13 protein-coding genes are annotated in these 14768 nt (G+C 66.7%); 10 read left to right on the top strand and 3 right to left on the bottom strand.

What is annotated here, in order from left to right:
* The first annotated feature begins 173 nt into the window (after positions 1 to 173).
* The 7 genes from mtrA (at position 174) to secA (ending at position 10164) form a co-directional block, all read left to right on the top strand.
* On the top strand, positions 174 to 851 hold the full coding sequence (gene mtrA, locus AC5RWX_RS03575) for an MtrAB system response regulator MtrA (protein WP_493938668.1): 678 nt from the start codon (positions 174 to 176) through the stop codon (positions 849 to 851).
* The gene (mtrB, locus tag AC5RWX_RS03570) at positions 852 to 2546 is read left to right on the top strand and encodes an MtrAB system histidine kinase MtrB (protein WP_493938670.1); all 1695 of its coding nucleotides are present in this window, start codon (positions 852 to 854) and stop codon (positions 2544 to 2546) included. It abuts the gene before it with no gap.
* On the top strand, positions 2527 to 4254 hold the full coding sequence (locus AC5RWX_RS03565) for an LpqB family beta-propeller domain-containing protein (RefSeq protein ID WP_494096961.1): 1728 nt from the start codon (positions 2527 to 2529) through the stop codon (positions 4252 to 4254). The genes mtrB and AC5RWX_RS03565 overlap by 20 nt, the downstream gene beginning before the upstream one ends.
* Before the next feature lie 108 nt (positions 4255 to 4362).
* Positions 4363 to 5190, top strand: coding sequence for a ComF family protein (locus AC5RWX_RS03560; RefSeq protein ID WP_493938672.1), 828 nt, complete (start codon positions 4363 to 4365; stop codon positions 5188 to 5190).
* A gap of 202 nt (positions 5191 to 5392) precedes the next feature.
* Positions 5393 to 6115, top strand: a complete 723-nt coding sequence (gene hpf, locus AC5RWX_RS03555) for a ribosome hibernation-promoting factor, HPF/YfiA family (protein ID WP_493938673.1) — start codon at positions 5393 to 5395, stop codon at positions 6113 to 6115.
* Positions 6116 to 6144: 29 nt separating this feature from the next.
* Positions 6145 to 7401: a winged helix-turn-helix domain-containing protein gene (locus AC5RWX_RS03550; RefSeq protein WP_493938674.1), complete on the top strand. Its 1257-nt coding sequence runs from the start codon at positions 6145 to 6147 to the stop codon at positions 7399 to 7401.
* Positions 7402 to 7440: 39 nt separating this feature from the next.
* Positions 7441 to 10164 carry a preprotein translocase subunit SecA gene (gene secA / locus AC5RWX_RS03545; protein ID WP_493938675.1) on the top strand — a complete coding sequence of 908 codons (2724 nt, stop codon included), beginning with the start codon at positions 7441 to 7443 and terminating at the stop codon, positions 10162 to 10164.
* A gap of 15 nt (positions 10165 to 10179) precedes the next feature.
* Here secA and AC5RWX_RS03540 read toward each other — a convergent pair whose 3' ends face one another.
* Positions 10180 to 10806, bottom strand: coding sequence for an Rv3235 family protein (locus AC5RWX_RS03540; protein ID WP_493943422.1), 627 nt, complete (start codon positions 10804 to 10806; stop codon positions 10180 to 10182).
* Between the two features lie 38 nt (positions 10807 to 10844).
* Positions 10845 to 11585 (bottom strand): LysM peptidoglycan-binding domain-containing protein, encoded by a 741-nt coding sequence (locus AC5RWX_RS03535; RefSeq protein WP_493938678.1) that lies wholly within the window; start codon positions 11583 to 11585, stop codon positions 10845 to 10847.
* 156 nt (positions 11586 to 11741) lie between these two features.
* On the opposite strand from AC5RWX_RS03535, the gene AC5RWX_RS03530 reads away from it, so the two are divergent.
* Entirely contained in the window at positions 11742 to 12302 is a 561-nt protein-coding gene (locus tag AC5RWX_RS03530; RefSeq protein ID WP_493938680.1) for a hypothetical protein, read from the top strand.
* A 4-nt stretch (positions 12303 to 12306) separates the two neighbouring features.
* Here AC5RWX_RS03530 and AC5RWX_RS03525 read toward each other — a convergent pair whose 3' ends face one another.
* The gene (locus tag AC5RWX_RS03525; RefSeq protein ID WP_493938681.1) at positions 12307 to 12522 is read right to left on the bottom strand and encodes a helix-turn-helix domain-containing protein; all 216 of its coding nucleotides are present in this window, start codon (positions 12520 to 12522) and stop codon (positions 12307 to 12309) included.
* 237 nt (positions 12523 to 12759) lie between these two features.
* Here AC5RWX_RS03525 and AC5RWX_RS03520 point away from each other — a divergent pair, with 237 nt between their 5' ends.
* Both AC5RWX_RS03520 and AC5RWX_RS03515 read left to right on the top strand, forming a co-directional pair.
* A complete protein-coding gene (locus tag AC5RWX_RS03520; RefSeq protein WP_493938683.1) occupies positions 12760 to 13407 on the top strand; it encodes a CpaB family protein in 648 nt (215 codons plus the stop codon).
* Positions 13404 to 14726 (top strand): CpaE/TadZ family protein, encoded by a 1323-nt coding sequence (locus AC5RWX_RS03515; protein WP_493938684.1) that lies wholly within the window; start codon positions 13404 to 13406, stop codon positions 14724 to 14726. The genes AC5RWX_RS03520 and AC5RWX_RS03515 overlap by 4 nt, the downstream gene beginning before the upstream one ends.
* Positions 14727 to 14768 lie beyond the last annotated feature (42 nt).

Here is a 14768-nt window from a genome sequence, read left to right as displayed (position 1 = left end):
CTTGTGTGGCCGACTGCGGGAGGCAGTCGGCGAAGTGTTAGCCTCTCATCAGCCTATAGTTTCGGTCCGCGAGTTCCTAGAATCCCGGAGCGCGGCCGGCCGTGGGTCGCTTTTGGTGCGCCCGGTGCGCCGTTGCGGCAGGAATTCAGTGAAATAGGGGACAATTAGGAGATATGAAGGCACGCATTCTGGTCGTAGACGACGACGAGGCCCTGGCCGAGATGATCGGCATCGTGCTGCGCAACGACGGTTTTGATCCGGTGTTCTGCGCGGACGGTTCCCAGGCGCTCGAGGTCTTCCGCAGCAGCAAGCCCGATCTGGTGCTGCTCGACCTGATGCTGCCGGGATTGGACGGGATCGAGGTCTGCCGGCAGGTCCGCGGCGAATCGGACGTCCCCATTGTCATGCTGACGGCCAAGGCGGACACGTCGGACGTGGTCCGCGGACTGGAATCAGGCGCCGACGACTACGTGCCCAAGCCGTTCAAACCGGCAGAACTCGTGGCGCGCGTGCGTGCGCGGCTGCGCCCGGGCGACCAGCGGGCCCCGGAGACGCTGCGGATCGCCGACGTCGTGATCGATGTTGCCGGCCACGTGGTGCACCGCGGGGACGAGAAGATCTCGCTGACCCCGTTGGAATTCGACTTGCTGGTGGCACTCGCGCGGAAACCGTGGCAGGTGTTCACCCGTGAACTGCTGCTGGAGCAGGTCTGGGGCTACCGCCATGCCGCAGACACCCGGCTGGTCAACGTGCATGTCCAGCGGTTGCGCTCCAAGATCGAGCGCGATCCGGAAGCCCCCGAAGTGGTGCTCACGGTTCGCGGCGTCGGATACAAGGCCGGCCAAGGGTAAGTGGAGCCGGTTCTCCACCGGTGGAAAGCCAAGCTGAAGGCGGCAGCTGAGGCCGCTTGGCATGCCACGTTGCAGGGCCGCGACTTCCTGAATCGGAAATGGCGGCGCTCGCTGCAGTTCCGAACGGTCACTGCGGCGGTCCTGCTCACCGCCTTCGCGTTTCTGGGCGTGGGCGCGTTCCTTTCCAGCCAGATCGCCTCCGGGCTGTACCAGGAACGCGTGAACCAGGCCGAGGCCGAGTCCCGGCGCGGCCTGTCCCAGGTCAAGACCATCTTCGAGAGTTCTTCCGCCAGCGACCGTGCCACGGTGGCCAGCATGGTGGGGGACACGCTGAAGCTGCTGGAGGGCACCGGTGCGGAAGCCCCGCGCTATTACCTGCTGACACCGCTGCCCGGCGGGCAGAACCTTTATGTGTTCAGCCAGTCCAACACCTCCATCACCGCCAACATCATTCCGGAGGGGCTGGCAAAAGAGGTTGCCACCGGCAGCGGCCAGTACCGCCAGGCACTCGCCTTGCCGGTGGGCGACAGGGATGTGCCGGCCATCGGCTTCGGCACCCAAGTGCAGCTGCCGCCGGGCAACGCCTACGCGTTGTACCTGGTCTATGACCTCTCCTCGGTGCAGCAGACGCTGGACTTTATCCACCGGGTGCTCTGGATTGGCGGCGCGCTGCTGCTGGTCCTGGTCGGCGGCATCGTCTGGCTGCTGACCCGTGCGGTGGTGCACCCGGTCAGCCAAGCAGCGATCGTGTCGGAGAAGCTGGCCGCGGGTCAGCTTCAGGAGCGGCTGGAAGTCCGCGGCGAGGACGAGCTGGCCCGGCTGGGAGCGTCCTTCAACCACATGGCCGGCAGCCTGCAGGAGCAAATTACGCAATTGGCCACCTTGTCCGAGATGCAGCAGCGGTTCGTGTCCGATGTCTCGCACGAATTGCGTACTCCGCTGACCACGGTCCGGATGGCCGCCGAAGTGCTGTACGAATCGCGCGGGGACTTCGACCCGATCAACGCCCGCTCGGCGGAACTGTTGTACAACCAGGTGGAGCGCTTCCAAGCGCTGCTGGCAGACCTGCTCGAAATCTCGCGGTTCGACGCCGGTGCTGCGGCGCTCGACGCCGAGCCGACGGACTTGGTGGAAATCGCCCGCACCGCGCTTGACGCTGCGCAGCCGCTGGCCGACAACTGCGGTTCCGAACTGCGCCTGATCGCACTGGAACCGCGCTGCATCGCGGACATGGACCGCCGCAGGATCGAACGGATCCTGCGGAACCTGATTGTCAACGCTTTGGAACACGGCGACGGCAACCCGGTGGAACTCACCGTGGGTGCCACCGAGGAAGCCGTGGCCGTCGCGGTCCGGGACTACGGCATCGGCATGACGCCGATGGAAGCGTCCAGGGTTTTCGACCGCTTCTGGCGCGCGGACCCGGCGCGGGCGCGGACCACCGGCGGCAGCGGCCTGGGACTGTCGATCTCCACCGAGGACGCGCGGCTGCACGGCGGCTGGCTTCAAGCGTGGGGTGAACCCGGCAACGGCGCCTGCTTCCGGTTGACCCTGCCGCGGCACAGCGGCGGCACGCTGACGCATTCGCCGCTGCCGCTGCCGCCGGCCGGAGCCCACGGCATGCATGGGCATCTGGCGGCGGAGAATGTACTTCTTGAACAGCAGGAGGAAAACGGTGTTCCGGACCCCAGCTGACCGCGCCCGCGGGAGCCGGCTGCGCGCCGTCGTCGTCATGGTCTTGGCCATGCTCGCGCTAGCCTCCTGCTCCTCCATCCCGATGTCGGGGCCGGTAGCCACGGTCCAGTCCGACTCCGGCGAGAGCCGGGGGACCGGATACACCTTCAACCCGCCGGGGCCGGCGCCCGGGGCCGACCCCAAGGACATTGTCGAGGGATTCATCCAGGCGGGCACGGCGCCGCAGGACGACTATCGGATAGCCCGGGAGTTCCTGGCCCCGGACCTGGCGGGCGAATGGCAACCGGTGGAACGGACGCTGGTGTACCGAAACGTCGTGAAGACCGTGGGTTCGCCGTCCGAAACCGAATTCGTGCTCCAGGTCGAAGTCGACACGTCCATTAACGAATCAGGCGTACGCACGCAGGCCGAGGATGGTGCCACCGAATCGCTGCCTGTGGAACTGACGGAGGTGGACGGCGAATGGCGGATTTCCAGCATTCCGGACGGAACCATGGTGTCCACCGTGGACTTCCGCACGTTGTTCTCCCCCTACAACCTGTACTTCTATGACCCTACGTACACCTACGCCGTCCCGGACGTGCGCTGGTTCGCCAACCGGCAGGGAATTTCAGCCGCGATCGTCGCCGCCATGTTGGAGGGGCCGGCACCCTACCTGGCCGGCGCGGTGATCAGCGCCTTCCCGGAAGGATCGCAGCTGGTGCGGCGGGCCGTGCCGATCGAATCGGGCGCTGCCAGCGTTGACCTCTCCGCGGAGGTCCTGACCGGCACCACGTTCCTGCGCCGACAGCAGATGCAGCAGCAACTGGAATTGACGCTCGGCGAGCTCAATACCGTCTCCACGGTGCGGATGACCGTGGACCAGCGGGACGTGGACCTGGGCACCGGACCCGATCCTCAGTTCCAGGCAGCGGTGACAGACCCGGCCGTCGGCAATGTGCAGATCGGAATCCTGAACGAGGAACTGGTCTTCTACGAGGGATCCCGGCCGGTCAAAGCCGAGGGCCTGCCGTCGGTCGAACGGCTGAGCCCGCGCGAGCCGGCGATGTCGCTGGACCAGGAGCGCTTCGCCTTCCTGACCGCCGAGCGCAACCGGATGTACGTGATCGGCAAAGACCGCAGGGTAGTGGAAGCGGCGTCCGGGAGGGAGCTGACCGGTCCCAGTGTTGATCCCTTCGGCTGGGCCTGGACCGCTGCCGGCGACGCCAGCGGAAGAGTCTCCGCGGTCTCCATCGAGGAGCCGGACGAGGTGGTGGCAGTCGGCGCCCAGTGGCTGACCGAACGGACGGTGACCGAGCTGCAGATCTCGCGCGAAGGATCCAGGGCTCTGATCATCACCCGGGAAGGGGAGAGCACTGCGGTGTACATAGCCGGCGTGGTCCGGGACCGGGACGGGCGGCCGCGCGGCATCACCACCCCCAAGCGGCTGAAGGCGTCCGTGCCGGTAGACACCGGCGTGTGGGCGGATGAGGACACCGTCATCGTCATGCGGTCCTCGGCGGAAGAGGCAGTGACCGCCGAAATTTTGCACCTGGACGGCAGCAGCCTGCGGACCGCGCCCCTGCAAGGCATGGTGGAGATCAGCGCCGGCAACGGTGACCAGGATGTTTATGCCCAAACGAATGAGATGCTCTACATCCGGGTAGGCAACAGTTGGGCCCCGCAGCGCAATTCGCCGTTGGTCATCGACCCGTCCTTCCCCGGGTAGCCTCGCCTCCACAGGCCGCCGTGGCCTCCGCTGCGTTCACATCCCGCCGGCACCAGTGGCCGGGGGTGCCGGGGACGGCAAGGCTTGGTGCATGGCAGGAAAACGGTGATGAGGACGACGACGGAGGCGGGAGCCGGCCTGGACCGGCTGTATTTCAGCCCTCCGGCGCAAGCACTGCGGATCTGGTCCGGTCAGTTCGGACGGCTGCTGCTGCCGACCGACTGCGTCGTCTGCGGCGCGCCGGATCACGTGCTGTGCGCTGCCTGCAGGCAGCGGCTGCGGCGCGCTACGGTGCACCCGGTGGCAGTCGAGGAGACGGCCGAAGCACTGCCTCTGGACGAGGCCGGCCGGCCGCTGCCGGTAACGGCGGGCGGACCCTACCGGCGCGAACTGTCCCAAGCGGTGCTGGCGTTCAAGAATCATGGCCGGACCGAACTGGCACCGGTGCTGGCCGTCGCGCTGGCAGGCGCTTTGGAGGTCGCCGCCGAGCGTGCCGGACGGCCCCCTGACGCGGTGTTGGTGCAGGTTCCCACCCGCGGAATCTCCCGCCGGCGCCGCGGCTATGATCCGCTGCAACTGCTGCTCTCCCGATTGGAAGGGCGGGGACTGCTGCCGGCCGGACTGCAGTTGCTGCCCGCCGTCCGGCCGGTGGGCTCCGGGAGGCGAGTGATCCGGTGGCGTTCCCCGGCCGGGCAGAAGTCGCTGGGCAGGTCAGCCCGGCAGCGGAATGTTGCCGGCAGCATGGCCGTGCCGCCGCGATACGTACCGCTGATCGCAGGGCGCGGCTGCCTCTTGGTGGATGATGTGCTCACGACCGGGGCGACGATGGCGGAGCTGGCCAGAGCGATCCGTGCCGCCGGCGGACATCCATTGGGCGGTGCGGTGCTGGCAGCCGCCTCGGCGCCGGCCGGACACGCCGGCGGGGCCTCCCCGTGAGCGCCGCAGGGAGCCGGTGCGGACCGCCTGGGAGGGATCGGGAGGAAATGTTCGATATAAACCGGCTAAAGGATGAATAAACAGCATCCGTGATCTAACGTGAGGTATGGGCTCCCGTAAAGGGAGGATCCCGTCTTCAGCGGCTGAAAGGAGTTTCTCTTTCAGTCGCTGTTGTGTCATCTAGGCAACGATGGAGGGCACCATGGAATTCAACATCAACGGCCGCAACCTGTCTGTTTCGGATAGGTTCCGCGAGTACGCTGAGGAGAAGATCTCCAAGATCGAGCAACTGGGCGACAAGGTCCAACGGCTTGATGCCAAAGTCACCAAAGAAGCCAATGCCCGCAACGCCGAGAGCTCGATGACGGTCGAACTCACCGTGCTCGGACGAGGCAGCGTCGTCCGTGCCGAGGCCAAGGCGGCGGACAAGTTCGCAGCTTTTGACATCGCCTACAACAAGCTTCTGGAGCGCCTGCGCCGCGCTCGGGACCGCCGCAAGGTCCATCACGGACGGCATACTCCGACCGCCGTCCACCAGGCCACCGCCACGCTGGAACCAGCCAGTACGGATGCCCCACTGCATGAAACGCTGGCCTCCGCGGCCGCTCGCGAGGAGCGGGCCGAGGAACGGACCGGCTACGAGATTGACAACGACGTCCCTGCGGGAGACTCCCCAGTGCTGATTCGCCGCAAGGTCTTCCCGGCCGCGGCAATGACCCTTGATGATGCCGTCGACAACATGGAACTGGTGGGACACGACTTCTACCTGTTCATCGACAAGGCAACCAATGCGCCCAGCGTGGTCTACCGCCGCCGCGGCTGGACCTACGGCGTGATTACCCTCGATGCCGACTGCAGCGCCGAAGAAGCCAAGGCGCGTGAAGAGTTGCTGGCCTACCGCTCGCCGGAGCGCGCTAACGCCTGACTGTCGCCGGGGCTGCCTAATATGAAGGCATGACAGCCCGCATCAGCCTGGCCCAGGCCCGCCGCATTGCGCTGGCCGCCCAGGGACTGGCCAAGGAACGGCCCACCGGTCTTGTGACAGCAAGGCAGGTGGGCCGGACCTTTGACCGCCTGCGGCTGCTGCAGATCGACTCGGTGAATGTGTTGGTGCGTTCGCACTATCTGCCGTTCTTCTCCCGGCTCGGCGGCTACGACGTCGACATCCTCCACCGGCTGGCCGGGAAGGCGCCGCGGCGCATGATCGAGTACTGGGCCCATGAAGCCAGCTATATCAAGCCGGGGGATTTCGCCGATCTCCGCCAGTGGCAGCGGCGCCGCTGGGTGGGCGCGTCCGGAATGGACCCGGACCTCGTCCAGGACCTGACCGATCGGATCCTGAACGCGCTGGCCTCCTCGGGAGGCCTCACTGCCCGTGCGGTGGCAGACCGGATCGGACATGAAGAGATTCGGGCCAAGACCGACTGGGGCTGGAACTGGAACGCGGTCAAGCGTGTTTTGGAGGCACTGTTCGAACAGGGGTTGGTCAGCGCTGCTGCGCGCACACCGCAATTCGAACGGCTCTACACCCTGACCGAAAGAGTGCTGCCCGCGCCGCACGACGCCGGGCACCGGCCGGATCCGGAAGAAGCGATGCTCCGGCTGACTGAAGCCGCGGCACGGGCCCACGGCATTGGGACCGTCAGATGCTTTGCCGACTACTTCCGGGTCCCGGCGCGGGCCGCGGCCGGGGCGGTGCGGGCGCTGGAGGCCGATGGCACGCTGGAACGCGTACGGGTGGACGGCTGGAATGCCGACGTCTACCTGCATGCCGATGCGGCACGGCCGCGGCGGGCCACGGGCCGGGCGCTGCTGAGCCCCTTCGATTCGATGGTTTTCGAACGCCAGCGGGTCGAACAATTGTTTGACTTCCGCTATCGGATCGAAATCTACACCCCGGCGGCGAAGCGGACCTACGGTTATTACGTCCTCCCGTTCCTGCTGGGCGACCGGTTGTGCGCCCGGGTGGACTTGAAAGCGGACCGGAGCACGGGCAGGCTGGTGGTCCGCTCCGCGCATTGCGAAGAGGACGCTCCGGCCGGCACGGCTGCGGAGTTGGCAGCCGAGCTCGGCGCCATGGCTGGATGGTTGGAGCTGGAGAGCGTTGTGGTTGAGGGCAGGGGCGATCTGGCTGCCGGACTGTCCCGGGAAGTAGCGAAAAGGGCCCCGGGGAACCAAAACCGTGCCCGGGACGTCTCTCACGTAGACTGAACTAGCCAGAATTCTGCGCGACTGACTGGGAGCAATGTAGTGCCAACGATTCTCGAGCGTGTGCTTCGTACCGGCGACAAGAAGACGCTGAAGAAGCTGCGCGGCTACGCCGATGCAATCAACATCCTGGAAGAGGACTTCAAGTCCCTCACGGATGCGGAGCTGCGCGCGGAAACCGACACGCTGAAACAGCGCTACCAGGACGGCGAGTCGCTGGAGGACCTGCTCCCTGAAGCCTTCGCCGCGGTCCGCGAAGCCGCCAGCCGCACGCTGGGGCTGCGCCACTTCGACGTCCAGCTCATGGGCGGGGCGGCCCTGCACTTGGGCAACATCGCGGAGATGAAGACCGGTGAAGGCAAGACGTTGGTGGCTACCGCACCGGCCTATCTGAATGCGCTCACCGGCAAGGGCGTCCACGTCGTGACGGTCAACGACTACTTGGCCGAGTACCAGTCAGACTTGATGGGCCGTGTCTACCGCTTCCTCGGCCTGACCAGCGGCTGCATTCTGGCCAACCAGAATCCGGCCACCCGCCGCGAACAGTACGCCGCGGACATCACCTACGGCACCAACAACGAGTTCGGCTTCGATTACCTGCGCGACAACATGGCCTGGAGCCGCGACGAACTGGTGCAGCGCGGACACCACTTTGCGATTGTGGATGAGGTCGACTCGATCCTCATCGACGAGGCCCGTACCCCGTTGATCATTTCCGGCCAAGCCTCCGGCGACGTGAACCGCTGGTACACCGAGTTCGCCCGCGTGGTGATGCGGCTGAAGGACACCGAAGACTACGAAGTCGACGAGAAGAAGCGCACGGTCGGCGTACTCGAGTCCGGCATCGAGAAAGTCGAGGACTACCTCGGCATCGACAACCTGTACGAGTCGGCGAATACGCCGCTGATCGGTTTCCTGAACAACGCCATCAAGGCCAAGGAACTGTTCAAGCGGGACAAGGACTACGTGGTGCTCAAGGGCGAGGTCCTCATCGTCGACGAGCACACCGGGCGCATTCTGGCCGGCCGCCGCTACAACGAGGGCATGCACCAGGCGATCGAGGCCAAAGAAGGCGTTGAGATCAAGGCCGAGAACCAGACTCTGGCGACGGTGACGCTGCAGAACTACTTCCGCCTCTACGGAAAGCTGTCCGGCATGACCGGCACGGCCGAAACGGAAGCCGCCGAGTTCATGAGCACCTACAAACTCGGCGTAGTGCCGATCCCGACGAACAAGCCGATGGCACGCATCGACCAGCCGGATCTGATCTACAAAAACGAGATTGCCAAGTTCGACGCCGTGGTGAAGGACATCGCAGCACGCCACGAAAAGGGCCAGCCGGTCCTGGTGGGCACCACCAGCGTGGAGAAGAGCGAGTACCTGTCCAAGCAGCTCGCCAAGCAGGGCATCCGCCACGAAGTGCTGAACGCGAAGAACCATGCCCGTGAAGCGGCAATCGTCGCACAGGCCGGCCGCAAGGGTTCGGTCACGGTCGCGACCAACATGGCCGGCCGCGGCACCGACATCATGCTCGGCGGCAACGCCGAGTTCAACGCCGTGGCTGAACTGGAGCGCCGCGGCCTGGACCCGGCCGAGAACGCCGAGGAGTACGAGGCCGCCTGGCCTGAGGTCCTGGAAGCGACGCAGAAGTCAGTGCAGGCCGAGCACGACGAAGTCAGGGCGCTGGGCGGGCTCTACGTGCTGGGAACGGAACGGCATGAGTCGCGCCGCATCGACAACCAGCTCCGCGGCCGTTCGGGCCGGCAGGGCGATCCGGGCGAATCGCGCTTCTACCTGTCCCTGACCGATGACCTGATGCGGCTGTTCAATGCCGGCGCCGCCGAGCGGATCATGAATTCCTCGCGGATGCCCGACGACGTGGCGCTGGAGTCCAAGATGGTGTCCAAAGCCATCCAGAACGCCCAGGCTCAGGTCGAGGGCCGCAACGCCGAGCAGCGCAAAAACGTGCTGAAGTACGACGACGTGCTCAACCGGCAGCGCGAAGCGATCTACAACGACCGGCGTCGGATCCTGGAGGGCGACGACCTGCATGAAAAGGTCTCGTTCTTCCTCGAAGACGTGGTGACCGCGATGGTCAACGAAGCCACGCAGGAAGGCCACGGCGACGACTGGGACTACGAGCAGCTCTGGACCAACCTCAAGCAGCTCTATCCGATTGAACTGACGATCGACGAAGTGTTGGAAGAAGCCGGCGGTCGGTCCAAGGTCACAGCGGATTTCCTGCGCGCAGAAATCGTCTCCGATGCCAAGGTCTCCTACGCACAGCGCGAGCAGACTCTCGGATCCGAGACCATGCGCGAATTGGAGCGGCGCGTGGTGCTCTCGGTGATCGGCCGAAAGTGGCAGGAACACCTCTACGAAATGGACTACCTCAAGGAAGGCATCGGCCTGCGCGCCATGGCGCAGCGCGATCCGCTGGTTGAATACCAGCGCGAGGGATTCGTCATGTTCCAGGCGATGATGGAGTCCATCCGTGAAGAGAGCATCGGCTATCTCTTCAACCTCGAGGTCCAGGTTCAGCAGCCCGCCGAGGTGACTGCGCCGGGTGTGGCGGACGCCCGCGCGGCAGCCGGGCCGCAGATCATGGCGGCTGGTTTGGAAGCTCCGCAGCGCCCTGCCGCGCTTCAGTTCACGGCACCGACCGCCTCCGGGGAGGCCGAGACCCGGGTTGAGCGCCAAAGCTCAGCCAAGGCCGAGGCCGCCAAGGACAAGCGGCCGGCGAAGAGCGGCAAACGGCGGAAGTAGGGCGGGCGCTGGCGGTCAGCCGATCTCCAGGGCCGTGACCTTCCACAGCCCTCGGACCAGTTCCAGCCGCAGTGCGATGGCCCGCACGCGCCGGGCTTCGGCAACCACGAGTGACGCTTCGTAGGCGCCCTCGGCTGCCCGGCAGACCCGGGAAGACCGAACCAGCGCGCTGCGGTGCAGCCGCAGCGGCGCACCGCCTCCGGACCGCAGTTTCGCCTGGTGCGCCTTCACGATGTCTGCGCGGTGCACCAGTTTTTCGTAGCTGGCGGGATCCAGCCAGCGGGCCAACTGCTGGACCGGGCGTGTGCCGGCGACTGCTTCCAGGCAGGCCTGCGCCACGGTCCGGGCCGTCGCCGTCACCTGGCGCAGTTCGGCTTCCGCTTTCGGATCCGCAGCAGGATGCAGTTGGACCGGAGACACAGCCAGGGGTCCTGCCGGCCGGTCCGCTTCGGTGGGGTCAGGTCGCTTGGGCTGCAGCCGGATGACGGGCGCGAAGTAGCCGTCGGGCCCAGCCGGATTGACCCGCCGTACTGTCAGCGGCCGGGGTGCGCCGCTGGCGGGTGCCAGCGCGTCCGCCTGGGCAGCGGCCTCCGTGTGCTCTGCCCCTGTCTGTGCGGCCGGGAGCCGTCGAACGTTGTCCATGTCCTGCCCTTTCATCTGGTGGGTAGTGCGCCGGTGTTTTAGCGCGGTGGGGGAACGGCGAGGATTTGCCCCGGTCTGATCAGCGAGGGGTCATGACCGATGGTCATCCGGTTGGCGGCATGCCAGTCCGGCCACCGTTCGGCAATCTCCGCGTCCGTTGCCAGCGGGCCCAGCTCGGCAGCCGCGAGATGCCACAGAGAGTCTCCGGCCGTGACGGTTACGGTCCGCGCACTTTCAGGATCATGCCGCTTGAGCGGCTTGGCGACGATGCCGGGCGCCGCTGCCGGAGGGGCTGGTTGCCAGAGGGGTTCTACAGCCTCACCGGCAGGCTGGGTCGGTTGCCACAGGGGATCGATGACGCCCGCATTGGTCGGCGCGGGATTCGTGGAGGCAGCGTTTGTCGGGGCGGTGGAAGCCGGCATTCCAGCCCTGCCCGGCGTGGCCGCACCATGAGCAACGGGGACAACCATCAGGTTGAGACCGACGACGGCGCCCGCCAAACGCAGCAGGAAGGCAGGACTCGCGGCGGCTGAGAGTGCCGCCAGCCGCAGGTGTCCGGTTTTGGCCAGCATGGCGCCGGCTGCCGCAGCTGCCAAGCCGAAAAGAAGCCAGCACAGCACGGCGGCACCGGCGCCGAAGGAGAGAACCGCCAGAGCGTCCTGATAATTGTGCGGTGGCCACAACGAGCCGGAACCGAACCCTGCCCCGGCAAGAACCAGCACCGCACCGCTCCCGCAAATGAGGCCGGCGGTCACGACATCGGAGACGATTCTGCGCATCGGATGGCCCTTCAATCGAGTTCAGTTGCTATTCTTTGTAGCCGTTTGATGCCATTTGATTTGCTTTGAACCCATATAGTGGCACCAAGCCTCCTTTGGTGTAAAGAGGTTTGTGCTCGATTGACGTTAATTACCAGTGGTTCTTAGGCTTGCGCCATGCGATGGGACGCGCTGTTCGATGATCTGGAGGCACAGTTGCACGCCGCGGACCGGCTGGAGCTGGAAGCCGAGGTCAACGAGCGCGCCCGGATAGAGCTGGCCGCCGTGGATCTCGCCAACAGGCTGCGTGGACAACTCGGAACCCAGCTGCGCGTGAGCGTCGCCGCGGACCTTAGGTTCTGCGGAGCGCTGGCCCACGTGGGATCTAGCTGGCTAGTGCTCAACGAGCGCATGCGGAGCGTGCTCGTGCCGTTGGCTTCCGTGCAGCTCATCCAAGGCATGGGCCGGCATTCGGTGGCGGACGTGTCCGCAGCGCGCCGGCTGGGGCTCGGATCCGCACTGCGGGGGCTCGGCCGGGATCGAGCCCCGATAGGCCTCTACCTGGCAGGCGGCTCGGGCGCCGTGGCGGCCGAGGGTGTGATCGACAGGGTAGGGGCTGATTCCTTCGATGTCGCCGCCGTGCCGTCAGGAGAGGACCGGCGCGCCGCCAGCGTCCGTTCGGTCCTCACTGTGCCGTTCACGGCCATCGCAGCACTCGTTTCGCGACGTCCTGACTAAGCGCTCACTCAGCGTTCGATTTGGCTTCTTCGATCATCCGCCGGGTTTCGGCGTACTTGTCCTGGATGTACTGGTCCAGCACAACCTGCTCCACCCGCCACTGGCCCCGGCCGCCGATTTGGATGGCGGGCAGCTCGCCGCTGCGAACCAGGGCGTAGGTCTGCGACGAGGAAATCTGCAGCTCTTCGGCCACATCGGCCAGAGTGAGGAACCGTGGCATGTACAGATCCTTTGGAACGGGGATGGTTTCCCCATTATGGCATCGTTTGATGCCGTTTGACGGAGCTTGGGCTTCGCTGTTGACGCGGACAATTTTCCACAGATCGCACCCGGAACGAGCGGGTGCAGTTCCCAAGCAGCACCGGCTCGACCAGAATGATGCCACCCGCCGTCCCGGACCAAAGGTTCGGACCGCCATCATCGCTGTCCGTCCGGGCGCGGGGAGGGGGGAAAATCCATGAGCGCTGCGGTCGCGGAAAAAGCCGCGGTACCACGATTGAAGCGCCCGTCCTGGAAAGACCCACGGCTGCTGGTGGGGCTGCTGCTGGTTTTGGCTTCCGTGGCCGGGGTCTCCGCGCTGGTGGCCAGTGCTGACCAGACCGTGGGTGTGCTGGCAGCCAAAACGGACATCGCGGTAGGGCAGCCGGTCTCCGCTGAGGACCTGGTCGTTGTGGACGTCAGGCTGGGCGAGGCTGCAGCCCGTTATCTGCCCGCTGAATCCGGATTGCCGGCCGGCGCGGTCGCCACTGCGCTGGTCCGTGGCGGGGAGCTGCTGCCGGCGTCGGTGCTGGGCACAGCCGATGACCTGGACCGGAAACCGATCGGACTGAACATTGACAGCCCGCTGCCGGAGGGTGCCGGCCCCGGCTCCAGGGTGGACGTCTGGGTGTCCCTGCCCGACGGCCGGAACGGCTTCGACCAGCCAGAGCTGCTGCTGGCCGCGGCCGAGGTATCGCAGCTGGCCGACACCACCGCGGCGTTCGGCTCCTCCGGTGCGGAACGGTTGCATGTGCTGGTCGGGGACGAGGTTATGCCGGCGCTGCTGCACGCGCTCGCCAACGGCGCCCGGATCAACGTGGTGCTCAACCCGGGCGGCACGTCATGAGCCTGCCGGTCCTCACGCTGGGTACGGCGGCGACGGACTTCGTCTCCGGCCTGGAGCGGCTGCACGGTCCGGTGACGGTGGTCCGGCGGTGCACCGAGCTGGCGGAATTATTGGCGGCGGCACAGTCCGGGCTGGCCCGGGCTGCCATCGTCGCCGGCCAAACCCAGGACCTTGACGGCGCGGTGCTGGAGCGGCTGCACAGTGCCGAGGTCTCCGTGGTGGCGCTCACCGACGACGAAGGCGAACGGCTCCGGCTTGAGGCGCTTGGCGTCCGCACCGGTGCGGAAACGGTCCAGCCCGCGGCCTTGGCGGCGCTGGTGGCCGAGTCCACCGCGCAGTTGCAGGGCTCAGGGCCGCCGGCTGGAGCGGCGGGAGCTGCCAGCCCTGGGCTGGCCGGGTTGGCGGACCCCGCCAGGGCACTTCAGCCACGCGATGCCGACCCGGTGCAGCCCGGACCGCCGGCCGCGAAGGGCGAACTGGTGGCTGTGTGGGGGCCCGCCGGGGCCCCAGGCCGCACTACCGTGGCGGTAAACCTCTCCGCCGAATACGCAGCCGCCGGGCAACGGGCCCTGCTGGTCGACGCGGATACCTACGGAGCCAGCGTGGCAGCTTTCCTCGGCCTGCTGGATGAATCTGCGGCCTTGGCCCATGCCTGTCGGATGGCGGACCAGGGGGTGCTGGATCGGCAGGCCTTCGAACGGGTCTGCCTGAAGGTGGCGGTGACCGGCACCTCGCTGTGGGTGCTGACCGGGATTACCCGGGTGGACCGCTGGACGGAGCTCCGGCCATCGGCTTTGGGAACCGTCTTGGAGCTGGCGCGCGGCGTGGCGGACGTCGTCGTGGTGGACTGCGGTTTTTCGCTGGAGCACGAAGAGGAGCTCAGCTTCGACTCGATGGCCCCGCGGCGCAACGGAGCCACCTTGCGGGTGCTGGAGCTGGCCGACCGGGTGCTTGCGGTCGGCAGCGCCGATGCCGTGGGATTGCCGCGGCTGGTCCGGGCCCTCGACGAACTGGATCACGCGGTTCCTTCGGCGCGCGCGGAGATCGTGCTCAACAAGGTCAGGGCGGCAGCAGTGGGTGCGCGGCCGGAGGCGCAGTTGCGGGAGGCCTGGGAGCGGTTCGGGCCGGTGCGCGAGATCCGTGCCCTGCTGCCGGCCGACCAGGCCGCGGCCGATGCCGCGCTGCTGGGCGGCTCGGTCCTGCTGGAGTCGGCGCCGGACTCTGCGCTGCGCCGTGCCATTGCCGGGTTGGCAGGAACCAGGTTGTCGGCACCCAGGCGGGGACTCCGCCGTCGGACTTCGGTCAAAGTGAAGTTTTGAACGCGTCGCGTTAGGCTTGCGCAAGGACCGCAAAGGCGCGGT

The organism is Arthrobacter sp. SPT-J7 (assembly GCF_059089965.1).
Note: the sequence above shows the minus strand (reverse complement) of the source record. Positions and strands in the feature narration are given on the sequence as shown.